Source organism: Yersinia enterocolitica (assembly GCA_002082245.2).
GTDB lineage: Bacteria > Pseudomonadota > Gammaproteobacteria > Enterobacterales > Enterobacteriaceae > Yersinia > Yersinia enterocolitica_E.
This window is the reverse complement of sequence record NBTC02000002.1, coordinates 4,675,099-4,697,602: the sequence shown is the minus strand read 5'-3', so window position 1 is coordinate 4,697,602 and position 22,504 is coordinate 4,675,099. Positions and strand designations below refer to the sequence as shown.

Sequence of the window (22,504 nt, the reverse complement as noted above, 5' to 3'; positions counted from 1 at the left end):
TTAAAGGCTAAGAGTTTCTTTTACAAAAGGAATGGTGAGCTTACGCTGGGCGGTGATAGAGGCCCGATCAAGTTGATCCAGGGTCATAAACAGTGTGCGCATTTCCCGATCCAACCGTTTTAGCAAGAAACGGCCGACGTCTTCGGGTAATTCAAAACCACGCAATTTGGCACGTAACTGTAAAGCCTGCAATTTTTCATCATCCGACAACGGCTGCAATTTATAGATCTGCCCCCAATCCAAGCGTGAAGCTAAATCAGGCAAACCGAGATTTAATTGCCGTGGTGGGCGATCACCGGTAATCAATAAACGGGTACGGCCGGTTTCAACAATGCGGTTATAGAGATTAAAGATCGCCATTTCCCACTGCTCATCGCCCGCGATACACTCAATGTTATCAATACAAACCAGCGCCAACTGCTCCATACCATCTAATACTTCGGGTACAAAATAGGCACGTTTATCGAGCGGGACATAGCCTACCGCCTCGCCTTTTTGCGATAACTCCGCACAAGCTGCATGTAATAGATGGCTCCGGCCACCGCCTTCGCGCGACCAAAAATAGATATAACTGCCGTGGGACTGATGAACAGTGGACTGGATCGCCGCTAACAGGGACGGGTTCTCCCCCGGATAAAAACTGGCAAAAGTTTCATCATCGGGAAGATAGAGTGGCAGTGAAAGCTGTGCCGGCGTATTCAGAAGCACCTCAACCAACAAAACGGGCGGGAAAACGTGGCAAGCTTACCACAAAAATTAACAACAGCATAAAAACCTGATCTGAAGCGAAAAACTGGCCGAACCCACAATAACTGCCCGGCCAGATATCACTTTTTATTGCACCGATATTAACGTGTGGACTCGTCTTCCTGGGCGTCAATAATCTCTTCTTCAGGGCGAATCAGACTGATCACTTTAAACAGCAAGCTCAAGCCAATCCCCACAACCGTTGCTAAAGCCATGCCTTTCAGTTCTGTTGCGCCGATGTTCACTTTCGCGCCACTCACCCCGATGATCAGGATAACGGAGGTTAAGATCAGGTTTTGTGCTTTGTTATAGTCAACTTTTGACTCGATCAGCACGCGGATACCTGATGCGGCAATAACACCGTACAGCAGTAGTGAAACACCGCCCATCACCGGTACTGGCACCGCTTGAATGGCAGCAGCCAATTTACCGATACAAGACAGCATGATCGCCAGAATCGCCGCGCCACCTATCACCCAAGTACTGTAAACACGAGTGATCGCCATAACACCGATATTCTCACCATACGTGGTATTGGGGGTTGAGCCAAAGAAGCCGGAAATCACCGTCGAAATACCGTTGGCAAACATCGAGCGATGCAGACCAGGGTCACGAATCAAATCCTTTTTCACAATATTCGCCGTGACCACTAAGTGCCCAATATGCTCGGCAATAACCACCAGCGCCGCAGGCAAGATGGTTAAAATAGCGAACCATTCAAAACGTGGGGTATAAAACGTCGGTAAGGCAAACCAATGGGCCTGACTAATCGGGGTTAAATCAACCACCCCCATCACGAATGACAAAGCATAACCGACCAACACACCGATCAAGATAGGGATAATGGCGAAGAAGCCACGGAACAGCACCGATCCCAGAATGGTTACCCCTAACGTCACCATTGAAATGATAATAGTGGTTGAATCTACTGTCACACCTTGGGAGGGCAATAATCCGGCCATACCCGCAGCAACGCCAGCTAACTCAAGGCCGATAACGGCAACAATCGCCCCCATCGCCGCGGGCGGGAACAGCACATTCAGCCAACCCGTTCCGGCTTTTTTCACAATCAGCGCCACCAGACAAAACAGCACGCCGCACATGATAAAACCACCCAAGGCAACTTCGTATCCCAAGGGCAATAGCAGCAGTACCGGTGAGATAAACGCAAAACTTGAGCCGAGGTAAGCCGGGATTTTTCCCTTACAAATAAACAGATAGAGCAAGGTTCCGATACCGTTGAACAGCAGCACCGTGGCCGGGTTAATTTTAAATAGAATAGGAACTAAAACGGTGGCACCAAACATGGCGAACAAATGTTGAAAACTCAGGGGGATCGTCTGGAGCAGCGGTGGACGCTCGCTGACACCAATGGTGCGACGGCTCATTTCTCTATCCTCTTAATGGTGTGTTTAAAAATGATTATGCTAAAAGTTATTCAAAAAAAAGCCGACTATCGAGTCGGCTATCATCAGTTATTTGGTTCCGAAAATCTTATCCCCGGCATCACCCAAACCTGGAATGATATAACCGTGTTCGTTCAGGCACTGATCGATGGCGGCGGTATACAGCTCTACGTCTGGGTGCGCTTCTTCTAGCGCTTTGATACCCTCCGGTGCGGCAACCAATACCAACACTTTAATGCTCTGGCAGCCGGCTTTCTTCAGCAAATCGATAGTCGCAATCATCGAACCACCGGTTGCCAGCATAGGGTCAACAACCAACGCCATACGTTCGTTGATATCAGCAACCAGTTTCTGGAAATACGGTACCGGTTTTAGTGTCTCTTCATCACGATAGACACCCACCACGCTAATGCGGGCACTCGGTATATTTTCCAACACCCCTTCCATCATGCCTAAACCAGCACGTAGGATCGGCACCACCGTAATTTTCTTACCTTTAATCTGTTCAATCTCTACCGGCCCGTTCCAACCCTCAATGGTGACTTTCTCAGTTTCCAGATCGGCGGTTGCCACGTAAGTCAGCAAACTCCCTACTTCAGACGCTAACTCGCGAAAACGCTTCGTGCTGATATCATTCTCACGCATCAAACCAAGTTTATGTTTTACTAGCGGGTGTTTCACCTCAACGATCTTCATTATTTTTCTCCTGGTTAGGCGGTTGACGGCCAAAAAAATCGCGAGATTATACCGCCTTTTTTTTTGAACGCCACAATGAATAGCCTGATTCAGATCAATAGAAAATCAATCTTAAGTCAAGAAAGCTAAAAATCAGCGTGATATCATAAGCTACTCGCAAACGTTTGCCTGCGCTGTTAGAATTGTCGCGTTTTCTTCCTATAGCCAAAGTAATTGGCGTTGCAGGTAGGCTGCCAGCAAGCGAACTGCGATGAGCTGACTAAGTCAGTGATTTGGATAAGTTCGTGCAGCGAGCCCTCTTGCGGCTTCAAGTATGAAGGATATAAGCTCAAACAGCCAACCGCCGTGGGGACCTCGCTGTGACCAACAAAACCTCTCTCAGCTATAAAGACGCAGGCGTAGATATCGATGCCGGTAATGACCTTGTTGATCGCATAAAAGGTGTGGTTAAACAAACTCGTCGCCCAGAAGTGATGGGTGGATTGGGCGGGTTCGGTGCCCTGTGTGCTTTGCCACAAAAATACCGTGAACCTATTTTAGTCTCAGGCACCGACGGCGTAGGCACTAAGCTGCGCCTGGCGATGGACCTGAAACGCCACGATACCATTGGTATCGATTTAGTGGCCATGTGTGTCAATGACCTGGTGGTTCAGGGTGCTGAACCGCTGTTCTTCCTTGACTACTTTGCCACCGGTAAACTGGATGTGGATACTGCCGCCAGTGTGATTACCGGTATCGCCGAAGGGTGTAAACAATCAGGTTGTGCACTGGTTGGCGGCGAAACCGCAGAAATGCCGGGGATGTACCACGGTGAAGATTATGACGTTGCCGGTTTCTGCGTTGGTGTAGTTGAAAAGTCTGAAATCATTGATGGCAGCAAAGTGACACCGGGTGATGCGTTGGTTGCCTTAGGTGCCAGCGGCCCGCATTCCAATGGTTATTCACTGGTACGCAAAATTCTGGAAGTCAGCAACACCAATCCTGAGCAAACTCAGTTGGATGGTAAATCGCTGGCTGACCATTTGCTGGAACCGACCAAAATCTACGTTAAATCCATTCTCAGCCTGATTGAGCAGCTTGATATTCATGCTATTGCTCATCTGACTGGCGGCGGCTTCTGGGAAAACATCCCACGGGTATTACCCGCAGGGACTCAAGCGGTTATCGACGAAGCTAGCTGGCAGTGGCCTGCGGTATTTAGTTGGTTGCAGCAAGCCGGCAATGTCAGCCGCCACGAAATGTATCGTACCTTTAACTGTGGTGTCGGCATGGTTGTTGCGCTCCCGGCAGAACTGGCTGATATTGCCGTTGAGTTACTGACCGCATCCGGTGAGAAAGCCTGGAAAATCGGTGTGATTGCGGCGGCGACTGACGGTGCAGATCAAGTCATCATCAATCCATAACATTGCTGACTCAGCCTGCAGCTTCAAAATCCCGATGAGCTGACTCAAGTCCGTGATTCAGGTGACAAATCTGCCGGGAGCAGATTTCAACGCTGCTTGCAGCGGCCTCAACGAGGCGAGGCCCACGGATGGGCCGAGTAATGCGCGCAGCCAACACCCCGCAGCTTCAAGTACGAAGGGTATATGAAAAAGATAGTGGTTTTGGTCTCCGGCCAGGGCAGTAATCTACAAGCGTTGATCGACGCCCAACAACAAGGGCGTATTTCAGGCACCATCAGTGCCGTGTTCAGTAATAACCCTGATGCTTATGGGTTGGAACGTGCTGAATTGGCGGGTATTCCCCACCATGCTGTGGATGCCAAGTCCTATGCGGATCGCGCCAGTTTTGATTTGGCATTGGCGCAAGCCATTGACTACTATCAGCCTGACTTACTGGTGTTAGCCGGTTATATGCGCATTCTCAGTGCAGAGTTTGTTCAGCACTATGCTGGCCGGATGTTAAATATCCATCCGTCACTGTTGCCGAAATACCCCGGTCTGCACACTCATCGTCAGGCACTGGAAAACGGTGATCCGGAGCATGGCACCTCAGTGCATTTCGTTACTGAAGAGCTGGACGGCGGCCCGGTTATTCTGCAAGCCAAAGTACCGGTTTTCAGTGAGGATAGCGAAGAGGATGTGGTCGAAAGAGTACAAACTCAGGAACACAGCATTTATCCGCTGGTAGTCAGTTGGTTTACCGATGGCCGTCTTGCTATGCGTGATAATGCCGCCTGGCTGGATGGTGAACGCCTACCTGCCCAAGGCTACGCGGCTGAATAAAACAAGTTAATAAATATTGATTAAAGGCGCGGCCATTAATGGTTAGCGCCTTTTTTAATTCCCCTGTGCTTACCTCTTGTGCTAATAGTATAATTTTTAGGGCAGCAACCGCTGTCGCCAATGAGGAATATGTATGTCTACCACTAACAGCGTCAGGTTACGCCCACTGGAACGGGATGACTTGCCGTTTGTTCACCAGTTAGATAACAATGCCAGCGTGATGCGCTATTGGTTTGAAGAGCCTTACGAGGCCTTTGTTGAACTGTCTGATCTGTATGATAAACATATTCATGACCAGAGTGAGCGCCGCTTTATTATTGAAAGCCAGGGGACAAAAGTCGGTCTGGTGGAGTTAGTTGAAATTAACCATATTCACCGCCGTGCTGAGTTTCAGATAATTATCGACCCGGCTCATCAGGGTCAAGGCCATGCAGGGGCTGCCGCAAGACTGGCGATGGAATATGGTTTTTCGGTACTGAATTTGTACAAACTTTATCTGATTGTTGATAAAGAAAATCAAAAAGCCATCCATATCTATACAAAATTAGGCTTTGAAATAGAGGGTGAATTAAAGCAAGAGTTCTTTATCAATGGTGAATACCGTACTGTAATTCGTATGTGCATTTTCCAACCACAATATTTGGCAAAATATAAAACACCATCGATAAAGAGTGCTTAATCCACTGGGGCCAGTTCAGTTGGCCCCAATATCAATTCAACATATTCAGTAAAGAAAAATCATCACTTTCATTGACTTTATCTATGTTAGATAACAGGATACTTTGAGCATTACTCTTGTGCAGCTTAAAGATACTGTATGAATAGACGATATTAATGATATCATCTTCACTCAACGTGCCATTGTGTATTACAAATGCACTGATAACTGATTTTATAATAAAAAAATCGATAACGTAGGAATGAAAATCCTTATCAATATCATCAGTTTTACTAAGTGCAAACTGATTATGGTAGAAATTATACTGAAAAAAATTACGTAGAATATGGGGGTGTTGGTTAAGCAACGGCATAACTCTGTCATTCCAGGTAGCGCTTAACATCGCCATACGTTCTTCTAGCTGGTTAACATCTACTTCATTCATCAAATGATGAATGAGAAAAGCCATATAATTAAATAGCGTTTTATGTCCCCTAGTACCCATAGCGCTAACCGTATTCCTTTGATATATCATTAGGAAATGCCAACGTGCGTTAGCATTAAAAGTGATCTTTGCAACCTCTTCTCGTATATCGCCAGCCTGCAACTTGGCTCGAATGGTGGTATATAATTCAAATATCATCTGTAATTTGTCATCGACGGTGCTATCGATATTTTTACAGCAGTGCATAAAAACATGAACCGCATAAATATTCTCTTCAAAATTATCATTCGGCATAGTCACTATTTGGTTACAGTAATAGTGAATAAATTGCCCCTCGGTGTTTATTTTTTCGTCATTGAAATACTGTTTTTGCTGAACAGTTTCCTCATGCAGAGTAAATGCATGCGGATTAAACAATACCAACCGGGTAACCTCTGGGCAGGAAAGTGTCAAAGTATTAAATTGTTCTGTTTTGTACTTATGGCTACTGCGTGGATATGTCGAGCAAGTATGACTAAGCGCCTCGCTCCCCAAGCGTTTATGTACTTCACACAGACGAGACTCGTCAAGATAAGGGCAGTTGCCATCGCTTTTAAGGCGTATTTTAGCCCAATTGGATGGGTTTGTTCGTGTAACTGTAATATTCTTAACTGCTATGTTTCTAATACTTTGGTTTTGGCTATTTTTATATTTTCGGTAGGTGTTTTTATCGAGACTGATACTCCAACCACTGCAACAGTGGTCACGGCAGTCTGACCCAATACAACTGAAATTATTAACGAATTCAGGTTGGATAATCTGTAATTCCTTCACTGAATAGATCCCTATTAGTTACTGATAATTTACAGATAACAAACGACACAATCCGCCACTAAGTTAAATACTATTTCACGCCAACAACGATAATAATGAAAAATCTTCTTTTAGCGCCCAAGCCATAACGTCTTGTTTAAATTTCTGGCTTGAGCTGTCCGTGGATTCCCGACACGCATGATAAGAATAGATAATACCAATCACGTCATCTTCGGTTAGCTCCCCATGCTGGCTGGCATAGGCTGAAATGAGTGCTTTCAAATAGAAGAAATCTATAGCTTGTAGATTAAATACTGTAACCGCCGCTTGCTCATCCCCCATCGCCAATTGGTCATGATGAATGCGTAACAGAAAATAATTGCGCCATACTGACGGGTATTTGGTAAAAAAGGGCAATGCATACTGTTGCCATGCATTGTTTAATTGTTGCTTATTATTATTTTGCTCAATCAGGTCATTAGTGGCGTAGCTCAGCAACGGTTGAGCATAAGCCGCCAGTGTATTTCGCCCCCGAATATCAGCCAGTTGTGCAATAAAATCAGCCAAGAAATTTAATCGCTCATCACCGATAGTCGGCTCTCTCTTCGCCGCAGCCAGTTCATGGGCTGCTTGCCCCACCATCATGGTGGCGATAAGTTCAGTGCGCAGGTTGTCTATCTCAACCATTTTAATTTTGCTCACGTCATCCCAGGCTTGATAATTATGTAATAAACAATTTATCGCCCAAAGATTTTCTTCAATATTCGGTTGCTGGCTGGCTGCAATTGCCGCACAAGCGCGATTAACCAACCGCTCTTCAATAACAATATCCGGTGCTTTGTAATAGTCATATTGGTTGATAGTAGAAAAACGCAACGTTAGCGCGTCATCGGAAAATAACGCCTGCCGGGTTACTTCAGGGCAAGAGAGTGACATACTTTTAATTTTCTGATTTTTATAAACATGTTCAACGCGGGGGAAAGTTGCGCAACTGTGACTCAGTGCATGAGCGCCGGCATGTTTGTGAATTTGACATAACCGTTGTTCATCAAGAAAGGGGCAATTCCCCTGACTATCTGGGTGAATATTGGCCCAAGAGGCAAGGCTGGCTTGAGTAACAGAAATCTGGTTAATGGCAATACGTTTAATTTCTGCGTAAGGGCTTTTAATGTATTTTTGATAACGATTTCTATCAAGCGTGACATTTTGGCCTTTGCAGCAGTGTTCGCGACATGCTGTGCCGACACAACTAAATGTCTCCATAAAATCAGGCTGAGTTATCAATAGCTCTTTCACTTAACGCTTCCATTCAATAGTCACCTAAATAACGAGCGGCACATGAAAGTGTAAACTTAAATCGCAATTGATAAATAAAGCAAACACCTTAGAAACTGCTGTACTGGCGCTAAATGTTCAACCGTAACGCCCGGTAATATAATCTTCCGTCCGGCGCTGACGCGGTGAAGTGAACAACGCATCGGTATCGTTATATTCCACCAGGCTCCCTTGATGAATGAAGGCGGTGTAATCCGAGACTCGCGCCGCCTGCTGCATATTATGGGTGACCAGTACCACGGTGTACTGCTGCTTGAGTGTGGTTATCAACTCTTCGATGGTTAGGGTGGATATTGGGTCCAGAGCGGATGTCGGCTCATCGAGCAATAACACCTCAGGTTCAATAGCAATGGCTCTGGCGATGACCAAGCGCTGCTGCTGGCCGCTGGAGAGGCGAAAGGCATTTTCCCGCAACCGGTCCTTCACTTCATGCCACAATGCTGCGGCCCGCAATGAGCGCTCAACAGCATCATCAAGCACCCGACGGTCACGAATCCCCTGCAAGCGCAGGCCATATACCACATTCTCATAAATTGACTTAGGGAATGGGTTGGGCCGCTGAAACACCATGCCAACCCGCCGACGCAATGCGGCAACGTCAGTGGTTTTATCGGTGATAATTTCACTACCTAGCCGGATTTCACCCTCAAGATGGCAGTTATCCAGCAAATCATTCATGCGGTTAAAGCAGCGCAATAAGGTAGATTTACCACAACCAGACGGGCCAATCAGCGCAGTAACACGGTGCTTAGGCACATTAAATGAAATATCGTGCAACACCTGTTTGTCACCATAAAATAAATTGAGCTTTTCGACCGCCAGCGCTGTTTGCTCGTCGGTCAATTGCTGCACATCAAGCAGCGGCAGCGAATCTGGCGTCAAAAGTCCCATATTTCGTCCTGCGGGTTAAAAAGTTCAGTCACAACAATAAACCTCGATATTTTTCACGCAAATGATGGCGAATACCAATAGCCGCTAAATTAAGGCCGACCACAATGATCACCAGCAGCAGAGCTGTGGCAAAGACTAATGGGCGAGCCGCTTCCACATTGGGGCTTTGAAATGCCATATCGTATATCTGGAAGCTCAAATGCATGAACTTACGTTCTAAATGCAGGAACGGGAAGATACCATCGACTGGCAAGAGCGGCGCTGATTTCACCACCCCTACCAGCATCAGCGGCGCGGTTTCCCCCGCAGCCCGTGCCACCGCCAAAATAAGCCCGGTAATCATCGCCGGTGCCGCCATCGGTAACACAATATGCCACAGTGTCTCAGCCTTAGTGGCTCCCAGCGCTTGCGAGCCTTGCCGCAAGCTGGCCGGAATGCGTGATAGCCCCTCTTCGGTGGCAACAATCACCACTGGCAACGTCAGCAGTGCTAGCGTTAACGCCGCCCATAAAACGCCAGGGGTACCGAATGTCGGGTTGGGGAGCGCCTCTGGGTAAAACAGTTTATCCAGTGATCCACCAATCAGATAGACAAAGAAACCGAGGCCAAACACGCCATAAACAATAGAGGGCACCCCAGCCAGATTCACCACAGAAATACGGATCATTCGGGTCAACCAGTTTTTGCCGGCATATTCATGTAAATACACCGCAGCAATCACCCCTAATGGCATGACCACGATAGACATCAATATCACCATCAGTACCGTACCAAAAATCGCTGGGAACACACCGCCCTCGGTATTGGCATTGCGCGGATTATCGGTCAGGAATTTCTGAGTTTGTGCTGCCCAATGATGTAGTTTTTGCCCGAAAGTCATGTCATTGGGATACCAGGCGCGGTTAATCTGGCTAAGTGACAGTGGGTGGATTTGCCCATTCATGTCGCGCAATAACAGCGTGTAGCGACTTTGCTCGGTTTGTAGCTCGCGTAATGTTTCCATCATGGCTTGATGGCTACGTTGCAGCGCCCCCCACTCCGCCTCGATACGGTCCTGCGATTTACTGTCAAGGTCGCCATTCATTTGTAGCCGTTTCTTCTCTAACCGCAACGCCTCAAACTGTTGATTGAGCATATTCATTTGGCGGAACTGAATATCCTGCGCGCGCTTGACCAGACCTTGTATCACAGGAATACGTTTTTGCAGTTCCTGAGCCAAATCATTGCCCACTAACGGTTGGCCGTTATCCAACATGCCAGCGAGGAAACCGTATGCCGTACCATTGTTTTGGCGATCCAGCACCAGCAGATCTTTAGGCAAAGTGCGTTGCTGGATATCACTGTCCAGCAGGCGATGGAAATCCTGACTCTGAATCTCACGGTTACCGGTTTTAATCAAATAGCGGGTTACTGTCTCACCGGCCTGCGACGGTAACATCACGCCGGCTTGTTCTAATTGCTGACGTGACAGCGTCTGCTGTTGATAAATTTCACCAATCATTTTGACCGGGCCTGCCGCCGTTTGCTTAAGCTCAAACAGATAGACCGGGGCGGGCCAGAAATATCGCATCCCTTGGCCTGCCAACAATAATATGATCCCAAGCAACGCCAGCAGGCTGATACTGACAGCACTAGCGGTTAGCCAGATCCACGGGGAACCCGATGCAAACCACTTTTTGGTCACGCCAGACACATTAGGCTTAATGTTCATCACGCCGTCCGCTCCATCTGATAGCGTTCACGCAACCGCAGACGAATAGCCTCGGCCAGTGTATTGACTAAAAAAGTGAAGCAAAACAGCACCAGTGCGGTCAGGAATAGCACCCGATAGTGGCCGCTACCGACGACCGCTTCCGGCATCTCGATAGCGATATTGGCGGCCATCGCCCGTAACCCCTGAAAAATGCTGCCATCAATAATGGGTGTATTGCCGGTCGCCATGAGCACAATCATGGTTTCCCCCACCGCACGGCCAAAACCAATCATCAGTGCAGAGAAGATACCAGCGTAGGCTGAGGGCAGAATGACCCGGGTTAACGTCTGCCACGGGGTCGCCCCTAGTGCCAATGAGCCTTGGCTGAGTGACGGCGGCACACTGAATAGTGCATCCTCTGCCAGCGAAAAGATGACCGGGATCAGAGCAAACCCCATGGCGACACCGACCACCAGCGCATTACGTTGAGAGTAGTTGTCACCCAACCACTCATGTAACGGCCCTCCTAGCACCCACTGCGCCAGTTGTGGTCCCAACCATAATGCGAACCAACCGGTCAGCAGGATAACCGGCAACAGCACAATCACGTCCCAGCCCGCAGGTAACCGCCATTGTGTCTTTTCCACCAGACAACTACTCCCCCAGCCACACAATAAAATAGCCAGCGCCAACAGCGGCGGAAGTAGCAGAATTCCCGTCAGATAATGTTCAATTACCGGAGCCAACCAAATACCAGCAATCAAACCTATAACCACGGTTGGGAATGCCCCCATCATCTCAATGGCCGGTTTAACCACTCGCCGCAAACCTGGCGACATAAAATAGGCCGTATAAATTGCCCCCGCCAAGGCTAATGGAACGGCGAATAACATGGCATAGGCGGCCGCCTTTAATGTGCCGAAAATAATCGGTACCAAGCTGAATTTAGCCTGATAGCTTTCTTCGGCCGAGCTTGATTGCCAAACATAGGCTGGCTCAGGGTAATTCTCATACCACACCCGTTGCCACAAGCTACGCCAGCCAATGTCTGGATAGCGATTGTCCAATTGATAGGTAGACCAACCGGCAGCATTCTCAAGCAGCAAACTATCTCCCCAAGGGGAGAACGCGGCGTCGGTAACGCCGTCAGCTAATTTATGTTGCAGCAAAGGCGTTGACTGGATACTGGAGAAGAGTGATAGCTCGCCTTGTGGCGATAATGAGGCAAAGACCCGACGCGCGCGCTCCGTGGTCAATAAGCCCTTACCTGTTGGAGTGAAACTGCGTATGCGCGTCAAGTGAAATTGATTATCCGGCCCTTTCTGCACATCAAACCATTGGCTGATTACGCCGCCCGGCGCTTGCACCAGCAACGACTTGCCACCTGGTAGCAAAGAGAGGGTCAATGGCCCATCAGACGCATGCTGGTCATCCAGTAACGACACAGTTTCACGCAATTTCAGTTCTGGGCCAAATTGATAGATAGATAACTGCTGGCCGGATAACAGATAGAGCAAACGCCCGTCAGGTGCCAATAACAGTTGACTGACCGTTTTCGGCACATCCGTCAGTTCAGTAACCTGCTGCCCTTGGGCAGTAAACGTCCCTGCCAGCAAGCGGCCATCATCGGTAACGGCGGCAATGGTAAATTGCTGTGGTTGCGGTTCAGCCAGCACCAAATGCTGCAAGCGTTGGCCTTTCAAATCCATAAAACGCGGCTGTTCACCCAGCGGAAATTGCCAGCGTGGCGGTGTGGCTGAGAAATCGGGTTGCAGTAGAGTAAGACGGCCATTGCTCAGGCCAACGCCATACAAAGGTTGCCCATTGGCTGCACGGCTGATTGATACCGGTGGGGGCGATAACCGCTGTTCGCTTATCAGACTACCTGCTGGGGATGCCCCCAGTGCATTGAGCCGAATAAAGTAGCCATAGCCTTGATTATCAATGCGATATCCGATCTGCCCTTGAATATCAATACCCAGCGCGGCCGTCGGCGCACTGCGAGTGACAGCGAACTGATTATGCAAACTGATAGAGGCCGGTTTAAACAACGGTAATACGGCATACAATAGGTAAACGAAAATCAACATCAGTGTCAGCAGCACTAACAAGCCACTACTCGTCACCGCCATGTGCACTAAACGATCAATGGCAGCCCGGCGCTTATCTCTCCCTGATGGTGTTGCTTTGCCTGTTCGCTGCATACTCTTCGATTGCCCCATGCCCCGTCTACTATTATCAATCCAAGCGTATATCTATACCGCCAGATGACCGAGCATCTTATGTCACTTTTGTGGCGTTTGCATGACAATGTTTTATACCCACCATCTTTCAAAATGCAGGTGTGTTGCTCAAACCCGTCTTTGACCAATCTGTCTGTTACTTGCCGCTTTCCTGCAACTTAAGATCGATTGGGTATAAGGTTTAACGGACAAAGTTAACTAATGATATCTGTTGGACTTTCTTGTCAAACTTTCGCAATAATGATTGAGGACACTAAATACTCCCACAATAATCTTACTGGAGTTGCAATGGGTCAGGAAAAGCTCTACATCGAAAAAGAACTTAGCTGGTTATCTTTTAATGAGCGGGTATTGCAGGAAGCAGCAGATAAGAGCAATCCACTCATCGAGCGGATGCGATTTCTTGGCATTTACTCCAATAATCTGGACGAATTCTATAAAGTCCGATTTGCCGATCTGAAACGGCGCATTTTGATCAGCGAAGAGCAAGGCTCTGCCGTGACCTCTCGCCATTTGCTGAAAAAAATTCAGAGCAAAGTGGTGAAAGCCGATCAAGAATTTGATGGGTTATATAATGATCTTTTACTGGAAATGGCGCGTAATCAGATCTTCCTGATTAATGAACGGCAGATTTCCGAAAATCAGCAAGCCTGGCTAAAAATCTATTTTAAACAGCATCTGCGCCAACACATTACGCCGATCTTGATTAACCATGACACCAACCTGGTGCAGTTCTTAAAAGACGATTACACCTATCTAGCGGTGGAGATTATCCGCGGGCAGGAAATTGCCTATGCCCTGCTGGAGATTCCTTCAGATAAAGTCCCGCGTTTTGTCAATTTGCCACCAGAAGCACCTCGTCGCCGCAAGCCAATGATATTACTTGATAATATATTGAGATTTTGCCTCGATGAGATTTTTAAAGGCTTCTTTGATTACGATGCGCTAAACGCCTACTCCATGAAGATGACCCGTGATGCCGAATATGATTTGGTCACTGAAATGGAATCCAGCCTGCTGGAGCTGATGTCGTCGAGCCTTAAACAGCGCCTGACGGCAGAGCCGGTGCGCTTTGTTTACCAACGTGATATGCCCGATGAGATGGTGGAATTACTGCGCAATAAATTGGGTATCTCTAATGATGACTCGGTTATTGCAGGTGGCCGTTACCATAACTTCAAAGACTTTATCAGCTTCCCGAATGTGGGCAAAAGCAATCTGGTTAACCGGCCAATGCCGCGCCTGCGCCATATTTGGTTTGATAAATTCCGCAATGGCTTTGATGCTATCCGTGAACAAGATGTCCTGCTGTATTACCCTTATCACACCTTTGAACACGTATTGGAATTACTGCGTCAAGCCTCTTTCGATCCCAGCGTATTAGCGATTAAAATCAATATTTATCGGGTCGCCAAGGATTCACGCATCATAGAATCGATGATCCATGCCGCCCATAACGGCAAGAAAGTCACGGTAGTGGTAGAGTTACAGGCGCGCTTTGATGAAGAAGCCAATATCCACTGGGCCAAAAGCCTGACCGCCGCTGGTGTACACGTTATTTTCTCAGCACCTGGTCTGAAGATCCACGCCAAATTATTCCTGATTTCCCGCCTTGAAGGCGAGGAGATCGTGCGCTATGCCCATATCGGTACCGGCAACTTCAATGAGAAGACCGCCCGAATCTATACCGACTACTCATTACTGACCGCTGATGCCCGTATTACCAATGAAGTACGGCGGGTGTTTAACTTTATCGAAAATCCTTATCGCCCGGTCAAATTCGATAATCTGATGGTGTCACCGCAGAACTCGCGCTTAATGTTGTATCAATTGATTGATCAGGAAATTATTCATGCTCAGGCCGGAGAAAGCGCCGGTATTACCCTGAAGATAAATAATTTAGTAGATAAAGGTCTGGTAGATAGGTTATATAGCGCCTCCAGTGCTGGGGTAAAAATCCGATTATTGGTACGTGGCATGTGCTCGTTAATCCCCAATATGCCGGGGATCAGCGATAATATTCAGGTCACCAGTATCGTTGACCGTTTCTTGGAACATGACCGGGTCTATGTGTTCGAGAATAAAGGCGACAAACTGGTGTATCTCTCTTCAGCTGACTGGATGACCCGTAATATCGATTACCGTATTGAAGTCGCGGTCTCATTGCTGGATCCGAAATTAAAACAACGGGTGCTAGATATTTTAGAGCTGTTATTCAACGACACGGTAAAAGCCCGTTATATTGATAAAGAACTGAGTAATCGTTATGTACCGCGTGGTAATAGGCGCAAAGTACGTGCACAGATTGCCATCTATGATTATTTAAAAGCGCTGGAACAACCAGACGCATCGAGCTAAAACTATGCCGCTATCCAACAGTTCATCGACCACCAAGCCGCAGGAAATTGCAGCTATCGATTTGGGTTCTAACAGTTTTCATATGGTCATTGCCCGGGTCGTCAACGGCGCGCTACAGGTTTTAGGTCGCCTAAAGCAGCGCGTACATCTGGCTGATGGTTTGGACCACAATAACATGCTTAGCGAAGAAGCCATCGAACGGGGTTTAGCCTGTTTGGCGCTGTTTGCAGAACGCTTGCAGGGTTTCTCACCTGATAATGTGTGTATTGTTGGCACTCATTCGCTGCGCCAAGCCGCTAACGCAGAGGCATTCCTCAAGCGGGCGGCGGCGGTTATTCCGTATCCGATCGAAATCATTTCCGGCCAAGAAGAGGCCCGTCTGATTTTTATGGGCGTCGAACACACTCAGCCGGAAAAAGGCCGCAAGCTGGTCATTGATATTGGTGGGGGTTCAACAGAGTTAGTTATTGGTGAAGATTTTGAGCCTCTGTTGGTAGAGAGTCGCCGTATGGGGTGCGTGAGTTTTGCCCAGCAGTTCTTCCCACACGGTGAGATAAGTAAGGCCAATTTCAAACGTGCCCGTCTTGCGGCAGCACAGAAACTGGAAAATCTGGCATGGCAATACCGCATTCAGGGTTGGCAATATGCGCTGGGGGCATCCGGTACCATTAAGGCCACCTATGAAGTGTTAGTGGAAATGGGCGAAAAAGACGGTTTGATAACACCAGAGCGCCTCGAAATGCTGGTTGAGCAAGTGTTACAATTCAAACACTTCTCAGCCCTGAGCCTGCCGGGATTATCAGAAGATCGCCAGTCGGTATTTGTACCAGGCCTGGCTATCTTGTGTGGGGTATTTGATGCGTTAGCAGTCAAAGAGTTACGCTTATCCGACGGCGCGCTGCGCGAAGGCGTGCTGTATGAGATGGAAGGCCGTTTCCGCCATCAGGATATTCGTCAACGCACGGCAAAAAGCCTGGCGGAACACTATAATATTGACCGCGAACAAGCCCGCCGAGTGCTGGAAACAACCGAACAACTTTATACCCAGTGGTTAGCGCAGAACACCAAGTTGGTGCAGCCGCAGCTAGAAGCATTGTTGAAATGGGCGGCAATGTTGCACGAAGTGGGTCTGAGTATTAATCACAGTGGGATGCACCGCCATTCTGCCTATATCCTGCAAAACACCAACTTACCGGGCTTTAATCAGGAGCAACAACTGCTGCTGGCAACGTTGGTACGAATGCATCGTAAAGGCATCAAGCTGGATGAATTACCGCGTTTAAATTTATTCAAGAAAAAGTATTATTTACCGTTAATTCAGTTATTACGTTTGAGTACGTTACTGAATAATCAGCGTCAGTCGACTACCACGCCAGAGAGTCTGCGTTTGATAACTGACGATAGCCATTGGACATTACGTTTCCCCGTCGGTTATCTGACACAAAATAATCTGGTACAACTGGATTTTGAGCGTGAGCAGGCATACTGGGATGATGTAGTAGGCTGGAAGCTGATCATTGAAGAAGAAGAACCAGAAGCAGCGGATGTGGTTACCGTCAAAGAGTAATCAGAATCAACCCCGATGAGCTGACTGTAGTCAGTGATTCGGGTGACAAATCTGCCGGGAGCAGATTTGAACGCTGCTTGCAGCGGCCTCAACGAGGCGAGGCCCATGGATGGGACGAGTAGTGAGAGCAGCTAACACCGCTGCAACGCCAAGAGCGAAGGGTAGGAAGGTAAATGATGAGAAGACGGCCAACAGCACAGCTAACAAAAATAATCCTACTGGTGAGCTTTCTCATTCTGTTTGGCCGTTTATTGTATGCGGCGGTCGCTTCTATTTCCCATCATCAGGAGCGCAGGCAGTCACAGCAACTTGAACTGACTGTAGAAGGCGAACCACCTGGCCCCCATGAGAGCGATCTCAGCCCCTAGATGTTTTGTCGTTAATGTTTTAGTGCCTATCCCTACGACTTCAGGGGCAAAGGGTCGTTTTCGAATTAAGGACACACTATGCCAGTGCCGATTATTCCTGTGCCAATTTCTGCCGTTATAAAGAATAAAACTAAAAATAATACGAAAAAACTGGCTGAAATACGCAACCGGATACTTTCTCTATTATTGAATAATAAGGCTTTGGTTGATGGCATTCTTGGCCGTCAGGAAGAGAAAGAAAAGCTCAGCGATGAACAACTGTCCGAGCAAACGTTAGAAATCAGAAGTCTACTTGATGATCTGCATGCTGCCGACCTTGCTGACTTACTGGAGGCGTTGCCTCATGACGAACGTTTGGCATTGTGGCGGTTGGTCAAAAATGAGAAACGCGGCCAAACGCTGGTTGAAGTCTCTGAAACAGTGTGGGATTCGCTGATTAAAGAGATGAGTGATAAAGACCTGTTGAGGGCCATGCGCACTTTGCATGTCGATGAACAGGCTTATTTGGCTGAATACCTGCCACGTAATTTGATGGGCCGCCTGCTCACCTCGTTGGACCCGGATCAGCGCGCCCGAGTGCGGGAAGTTATCCAATATGCCCGTGACACTGTCGGTCAGATGATGGATTTCGAGCTGGTGACGGTACGTGCCGATATTACGCTGGCAGCCGTGCAACGCTATTTGCGTTATCGGAAAAATATTCCCGATGCCACGGATAAAATCTTTGTGGTTGACCGCAAAAATACCTTGCTTGGCGAGTTACCATTGACCTCTATCCTGCTCAATGCGCCCGATGCTAAAGTATTTGAGGTGATGGATAGCAACCCGACCACGTTCCAACCCGAACAGAAAGCAGAGGATGCTGCCGGTGCTTTTGAACGTTATGACTTAATCAGTGCCGCGGTAATTGATGCCAAAGGCAAACTGATGGGTCGTTTGACCATCGAAGAGATTGTTGATGTGGTCAACGAAGAGAGCGACACCACCCTAAGACGCATGGGGGGCTTAAGCCCGGAAGAAGATGTGTTCTCCCCGGTAGGCCGCGCGGTTCGCACCCGCTGGTCATGGCTGGCAATCAACCTCTGTACGGCATTTGTTGCCTCACGCGTGATCGGCTTATTTGAGGACACCATCTCACAATTAGTGGCTCTGGCAGCATTAATGCCGATTGTGGCCGGTATTGGCGGCAATACCGGTAATCAAACCATTACCATGATTGTCCGAGCGTTGGCATTACACCATATTCAACAAGGTAACGTGACCTTCCTGATGTTCAGAGAATTGGGCGTAGCGTTGATTAATGGTCTGGTATGGGGCGGGATTATGGGGGTAGTAACCTATCTGCTCTATGGCGATCCGGCAATGGGAGGGGTGATGACATTAGCCATGATCCTTAACTTGCTGATGGCAGCACTCATGGGGGTTATTATCCCGATGACCATGGCTCGGATGGGGCGTGATCCGGCTATCGGATCGAGTGTTATGATCACCGCCATCACAGATACCGGTGGTTTTTTCATCTTTCTGGGACTGGCAACTATATTCTTGGTCTGACTATTATGCTAATAAACAAATCATTAATTAAGCACTGAGAAGAGGAATAACACTCTACAGTGTTTATCTATACTAAACTTTTGAATATGACCGTATTTTAACGGCGGTATATTCTTTATGTGATGGGTTTTTCCTATCATAATCTAAAGCTGTATGAGCAAAATAAGGCGTTATATGGATCTCAGTGCGTCCGAAAGACCGGCACCTGACAATAGAACCATTATCCACATTACTATCATCAGCATAGTCGTATTTTTGCTCGCACTCTTTTGTATCCAGCTTTCTGAACGGTCAGAAAACCTTGCCCCATTATGGTTCCCGACGGCAGTATTAATGGTGGCGCTGTTCCACCATCCTATGCGCTACTGGTTATGGCAATTATTGGCCGCAGGGATATGTATTGTTGCTGCTAATTTTATTTTATATGGCCTCAGTTGGTTCCCGTTACCTCTAACATTTATCAACCTGGCAGAGGCATCCGCCGGGGCCTGGTTACTGCGTAAATTCCTGCAAACCAAAGACCCGCTCAATAACCTGCTCAGTTGGCTTAAATTCTCGGTTTGCACTGTGATTGTGGTCCCTCTAGCCAGTGGGCTGGCAGCGGCTTGGTATTTATCCCCACAAAACGGGGGCTTTACCCAAGTGCTCACGGTGTGGTTTATGTCCGAGGCGGTAGGCATGTTGGCCTTAGGGCCGGTCGGGTTACTTTACCGTCGAGGTTACTTCAATATCGCGACCAAATCCAAAGCGCTGTTTGATATGATTTTTATGATGATAATATCACTATCAGCTTGTTATATCGGACTGATTTATCTGCCTTTCCCCTTCACTTTTGTCATCATGACGTTGATCTGGACCTCAATCCGCTTACCGCGTTTTGAGACATTTACCATCTGCTTTATGGCAACATTGCTGATTGCATTGATGCTTAATTTCAAGCTGTATACCATTAATTCCGATACTAACCTGTCAATTCAAGCGTTCTCCTTTATTCCTTTATTAATGGTGTTAATTCCGCCCCATGCCATGGCAATGGTAATGCACTCTTTTCGCATGGAGAAAGAGCATATTATTGAAAGCGAAAACCGCTTTCGTAACGCGATGGAATATTCAGCCATCGGTATGGCCTTGGTCTCACCGCAAGGCCAATGGATGCAGGTCAATCAGGCCTTATGCAAGTTATTAGGCTATTCCCAAGAGACATTACTGACCCTGACTTTCCAGCAAATTACTCATCCAGACGATCTCTCTGCGGACCTGAAATTACTCGACGACCTGTATCATGGCCGTATCCCCAGCTATTCGATGGAAAAGCGCTATATTCGCAGCGATGGTGAAATCGTGTGGGCACTACTGGTGGTCAGTGTGGTGCGGGATCACCAACAGCAACCGCTCTATTTCATCTCGCAGGCTGAAGATATCAATGAGCTGAAAAAAACCGAGATTATTAACCGCCGCCTAATGGAGCGTATTACGCTGGCTAACGAGGCTGGGGGGATCGGTATCTGGGAATTGGATATCAAAACGCAGGTTATCAGTTGGGATAAGCGGATGTATGAACTCTATCATATTCCTTTTAATACCCAGGTTGATGAGCGTGTTTGGCAGAAATACATTCATCATGAAGATATCAATCGGGTTAATCGCGAATATAGCGCCGCCCTCAAGCAGCGCCAGCCATACCGTCTGGAATTCCGGCTGTTATTACCGGATGGTGAAATTGTCCATCTGCGTAATCAAGCCAATATGATATGTGATAAAAATGGCAATATTCTGCGTCTGATTGGTACCACGCTGGATATGACGGAAATCAGAAATCTGACGGAAGCGCTGCACGAAGAGAAAGAGCGACTGCATATCACGCTGGACTCCATCGGTGAAGCTGTGGTCTGTACCGATCAGGAGATGAAGATTACCTTTATGAACCCGGTGGCCGAGAAAATGACTGGCTGGGCAAATACCATCGCATTGGGCCAACCGGTCAACCATATCATCAAGTTGACTAACGGCGTAGACGGCGCGGAGATTGATAACCCGATAGAGCATTGCCTTAATCATCGCCCCTACTCTTCGTTCAATGAGTCAATGGTATTACACCATCGTGATGGCCAGCATTATGATATTCAGGAGTCGGTCGCGCCGCTGAAAACGTTGGAAGGGGACATTGTCGGGGCGGTACTGGTGTTCCAGGATGTCGGCGAATCGCGCGCAATGATGCGCAAACTCAGCCACAGCGCCTCTCACGATAATCTCACAGGTCTGCCAAACCGCGCCAATTTTGAGAATAAATTGAAAGCGGCAATCCAAATTAGCGTCGAACTTAACCAACAACATGCATTGGCTTTCCTTGATTTAGACTATTTCAAAGCCATTAATGACACTGCCGGGCATCCCGCAGGAGACGCATTATTGAAAGAGTTGAGCCAGTTGATGCGCCAGCACTTACGTAACAGCGATTGTGTTGCACGCCTCGGCGGTGATGAGTTTGGCTTACTGATGCTCAACTGCACCCTACCCCATGCCAAAGCCATTACCCAAAGTCTGGTATCACTGATTAATGGCTATCATTTCTACTGGGAAGATAAGCTCTATCGTATTGGGGCCAGCGCCGGTGTGACGCAAATAAGTAGCAATAACAATCAGCGCAGTGAAATTATGGCACAGGCAGATATCGCCTGTTACACCGCTAAACACAGTGGGCGCGGTCAGGTTTATCTCTATCAGCCACGGCAAAAGCAGCTATTAGCACGCCAACACGAGCTGTTGAGCAGGGAAGATGTTGAGAATATTCTCAATGATAACCAACTGGTATTGCAACTCACCCCAACCGCGCCCCCCAGAACGCCATTGTCTGTCTGTTTCTATCAAATCAGTTTCGAGGTTAATCGGCCACATGGCCTTAACGTCAGCCAGGCTGAGTTTCAGGAAGCCGCGCTGCTCTATAGCTTGCTGCCGCAGATTGATAATTGGGTCTGTGAGCAACTGTTAATGACACATGCCCAAGCTATCAAACATAAAGGGCTGGCGCTGGCTATCCCGCTGTCAGAGGCGGCGCTGCTCAAAGAAGAGTTTCGCCAATCATTGCTGACCTTGGTGCGGCAAACCGTACTGCCAACACAAAGTCTCTATTGGATGGTCGATGAATCCACCTTACTGCAATACCCCTTCGCGATTGGCAATTTTCTCGCCAAATTGCAACAACTGGGCTGTAAACTCATCGTTAAAGAGTTTGGTCATAACCTGAATGATTTCGAGTTACTGGCGGATCACACTATCGATTATCTTAAGTTTAACAGCGAGTTAATTTCCCATATCCATATTAACCAGATGGATGAAGTGCTGGTCTCTATCATTAATGGTACCGCTCAGCGAGCCAATATCGCCACTCTGGCTGGGCCAGCAGAACTCCCTCTAACGCTCAATAAACTGATAACCATCGGTGTCGATTTAGCTGACGGTGAAACCATCAGCCCGCCGCAACCGTTGTCTGATTTACTCGACAGTGGCTATTTTGCGATTAAATAAC

General features: G+C 47.8%; 16 protein-coding genes. 8 read left to right on the top strand and 8 right to left on the bottom strand.

Annotated elements, in window-relative coordinates; all coding sequences use genetic code 11:
• The 3 genes from A6J66_022910 to A6J66_022900 form a co-directional block, all read right to left on the bottom strand.
• Window positions 1–720, bottom strand: a complete 720-nt coding sequence (locus tag A6J66_022910; protein PNM26747.1) for a DnaA inactivator Hda — start codon at window positions 718–720, stop codon at window positions 1–3.
• Window positions 721–848: 128 nt separating this feature from the next.
• Window positions 849–2,135 carry a uracil permease gene (locus A6J66_022905; GenBank protein ID PNM26746.1) on the bottom strand — a complete coding sequence of 429 codons (1,287 nt, stop codon included), beginning with the start codon at window positions 2,133–2,135 and terminating at the stop codon, window positions 849–851.
• Window positions 2,136–2,222: 87 nt separating this feature from the next.
• Window positions 2,223–2,849, bottom strand: a complete 627-nt coding sequence (locus tag A6J66_022900) for a uracil phosphoribosyltransferase (protein ID PNM26745.1) — start codon at window positions 2,847–2,849, stop codon at window positions 2,223–2,225.
• Between the two features lie 359 nt (window positions 2,850–3,208).
• Between A6J66_022900 and A6J66_022895 the strand changes: the two genes are divergently transcribed.
• The 3 genes from A6J66_022895 (at window position 3,209) to A6J66_022885 (ending at window position 5,753) form a co-directional block, all read left to right on the top strand.
• A complete protein-coding gene (locus A6J66_022895) occupies window positions 3,209–4,252 on the top strand; it encodes a phosphoribosylformylglycinamidine cyclo-ligase (GenBank protein ID PNM26744.1) in 1,044 nt (347 codons plus the stop codon).
• A gap of 183 nt (window positions 4,253–4,435) precedes the next feature.
• Window positions 4,436–5,074, top strand: coding sequence for a phosphoribosylglycinamide formyltransferase (locus tag A6J66_022890; GenBank protein ID PNM26743.1), 639 nt, complete (start codon window positions 4,436–4,438; stop codon window positions 5,072–5,074).
• Between the two features lie 133 nt (window positions 5,075–5,207).
• A complete protein-coding gene (locus tag A6J66_022885; protein PNM26742.1) occupies window positions 5,208–5,753 on the top strand; it encodes a GNAT family N-acetyltransferase in 546 nt (181 codons plus the stop codon).
• A 31-nt stretch (window positions 5,754–5,784) separates the two neighbouring features.
• Here the strand turns inward: A6J66_022885 and A6J66_022880 are convergent, their stop codons facing one another.
• From A6J66_022880 to A6J66_022860, 5 genes are all read right to left on the bottom strand, one after another.
• Window positions 5,785–6,990, bottom strand: a complete 1,206-nt coding sequence (locus A6J66_022880; GenBank protein ID PNM26741.1) for a flagellar protein FliB — start codon at window positions 6,988–6,990, stop codon at window positions 5,785–5,787.
• A gap of 75 nt (window positions 6,991–7,065) precedes the next feature.
• The gene (locus A6J66_022875; protein PNM26740.1) at window positions 7,066–8,265 is read right to left on the bottom strand and encodes a YkgJ family cysteine cluster protein; all 1,200 of its coding nucleotides are present in this window, start codon (window positions 8,263–8,265) and stop codon (window positions 7,066–7,068) included.
• A 117-nt stretch (window positions 8,266–8,382) separates the two neighbouring features.
• Window positions 8,383–9,195, bottom strand: a complete 813-nt coding sequence (pstB, locus tag A6J66_022870; protein ID PNM26739.1) for a phosphate ABC transporter ATP-binding protein — start codon at window positions 9,193–9,195, stop codon at window positions 8,383–8,385.
• Between the two features lie 28 nt (window positions 9,196–9,223).
• The gene (gene pstA / locus A6J66_022865) at window positions 9,224–10,888 is read right to left on the bottom strand and encodes a phosphate ABC transporter, permease protein PstA (protein ID PNM27136.1); all 1,665 of its coding nucleotides are present in this window, start codon (window positions 10,886–10,888) and stop codon (window positions 9,224–9,226) included.
• Window positions 10,889–10,905: 17 nt separating this feature from the next.
• The gene (locus A6J66_022860) at window positions 10,906–13,092 is read right to left on the bottom strand and encodes a phosphate ABC transporter permease (GenBank protein PNM26738.1); all 2,187 of its coding nucleotides are present in this window, start codon (window positions 13,090–13,092) and stop codon (window positions 10,906–10,908) included.
• Window positions 13,093–13,419: 327 nt separating this feature from the next.
• On the opposite strand from A6J66_022860, the gene ppk1 reads away from it, so the two are divergent.
• The 5 genes from ppk1 (at window position 13,420) to A6J66_022835 (ending at window position 22,503) form a co-directional block, all read left to right on the top strand.
• Window positions 13,420–15,489: a polyphosphate kinase 1 gene (ppk1, locus tag A6J66_022855; protein ID PNM26737.1), complete on the top strand. Its 2,070-nt coding sequence runs from the start codon at window positions 13,420–13,422 to the stop codon at window positions 15,487–15,489.
• A gap of 4 nt (window positions 15,490–15,493) precedes the next feature.
• Complete coding sequence (locus A6J66_022850) at window positions 15,494–17,056, top strand: exopolyphosphatase (protein ID PNM26736.1); 1,563 nt, start codon at window positions 15,494–15,496, stop codon at window positions 17,054–17,056.
• Window positions 17,057–17,232: 176 nt separating this feature from the next.
• Window positions 17,233–17,424, top strand: a complete 192-nt coding sequence (locus A6J66_022845) for a DUF2633 domain-containing protein (GenBank protein ID PNM27135.1) — start codon at window positions 17,233–17,235, stop codon at window positions 17,422–17,424.
• Window positions 17,425–17,502: 78 nt separating this feature from the next.
• Window positions 17,503–18,978 (top strand): magnesium transporter, encoded by a 1,476-nt coding sequence (gene mgtE, locus A6J66_022840; protein PNM26735.1) that lies wholly within the window; start codon window positions 17,503–17,505, stop codon window positions 18,976–18,978.
• Between the two features lie 153 nt (window positions 18,979–19,131).
• Entirely contained in the window at window positions 19,132–22,503 is a 3,372-nt protein-coding gene (locus tag A6J66_022835; GenBank protein PNM26734.1) for a diguanylate cyclase, read from the top strand.
• Window position 22,504 lies beyond the last annotated feature (1 nt).

Bases quoted from the DNA above. Each gene is read 5' to 3' on its own strand.
- A6J66_022905 (PNM26746.1), bottom strand. From the start codon at position 2,135: ATGAGCCGTCGCACCATTGGTGTCAGCGAGCGTCCACCGCTGCTCCAG.
- A6J66_022900 (PNM26745.1), bottom strand. From the start codon at position 2,849: ATGAAGATCGTTGAGGTGAAACACCCGCTAGTAAAACATAAACTTGGT.
- A6J66_022890 (PNM26743.1), top strand. From the start codon at position 4,436: ATGAAAAAGATAGTGGTTTTGGTCTCCGGCCAGGGCAGTAATCTACAA.
- A6J66_022885 (PNM26742.1), top strand. From the start codon at position 5,208: ATGTCTACCACTAACAGCGTCAGGTTACGCCCACTGGAACGGGATGAC.
- pstB (PNM26739.1), bottom strand. From the start codon at position 9,195: ATGGGACTTTTGACGCCAGATTCGCTGCCGCTGCTTGATGTGCAGCAA.
- A6J66_022860 (PNM26738.1), bottom strand. From the start codon at position 13,092: ATGCAGCGAACAGGCAAAGCAACACCATCAGGGAGAGATAAGCGCCGG.
- ppk1 (PNM26737.1), top strand. From the start codon at position 13,420: ATGGGTCAGGAAAAGCTCTACATCGAAAAAGAACTTAGCTGGTTATCT.
- A6J66_022850 (PNM26736.1), top strand. From the start codon at position 15,494: ATGCCGCTATCCAACAGTTCATCGACCACCAAGCCGCAGGAAATTGCA.
- A6J66_022845 (PNM27135.1), top strand. From the start codon at position 17,233: ATGAGAAGACGGCCAACAGCACAGCTAACAAAAATAATCCTACTGGTG.
- mgtE (PNM26735.1), top strand. From the start codon at position 17,503: ATGCCAGTGCCGATTATTCCTGTGCCAATTTCTGCCGTTATAAAGAAT.
- A6J66_022835 (PNM26734.1), top strand. From the start codon at position 19,132: ATGAGCAAAATAAGGCGTTATATGGATCTCAGTGCGTCCGAAAGACCG.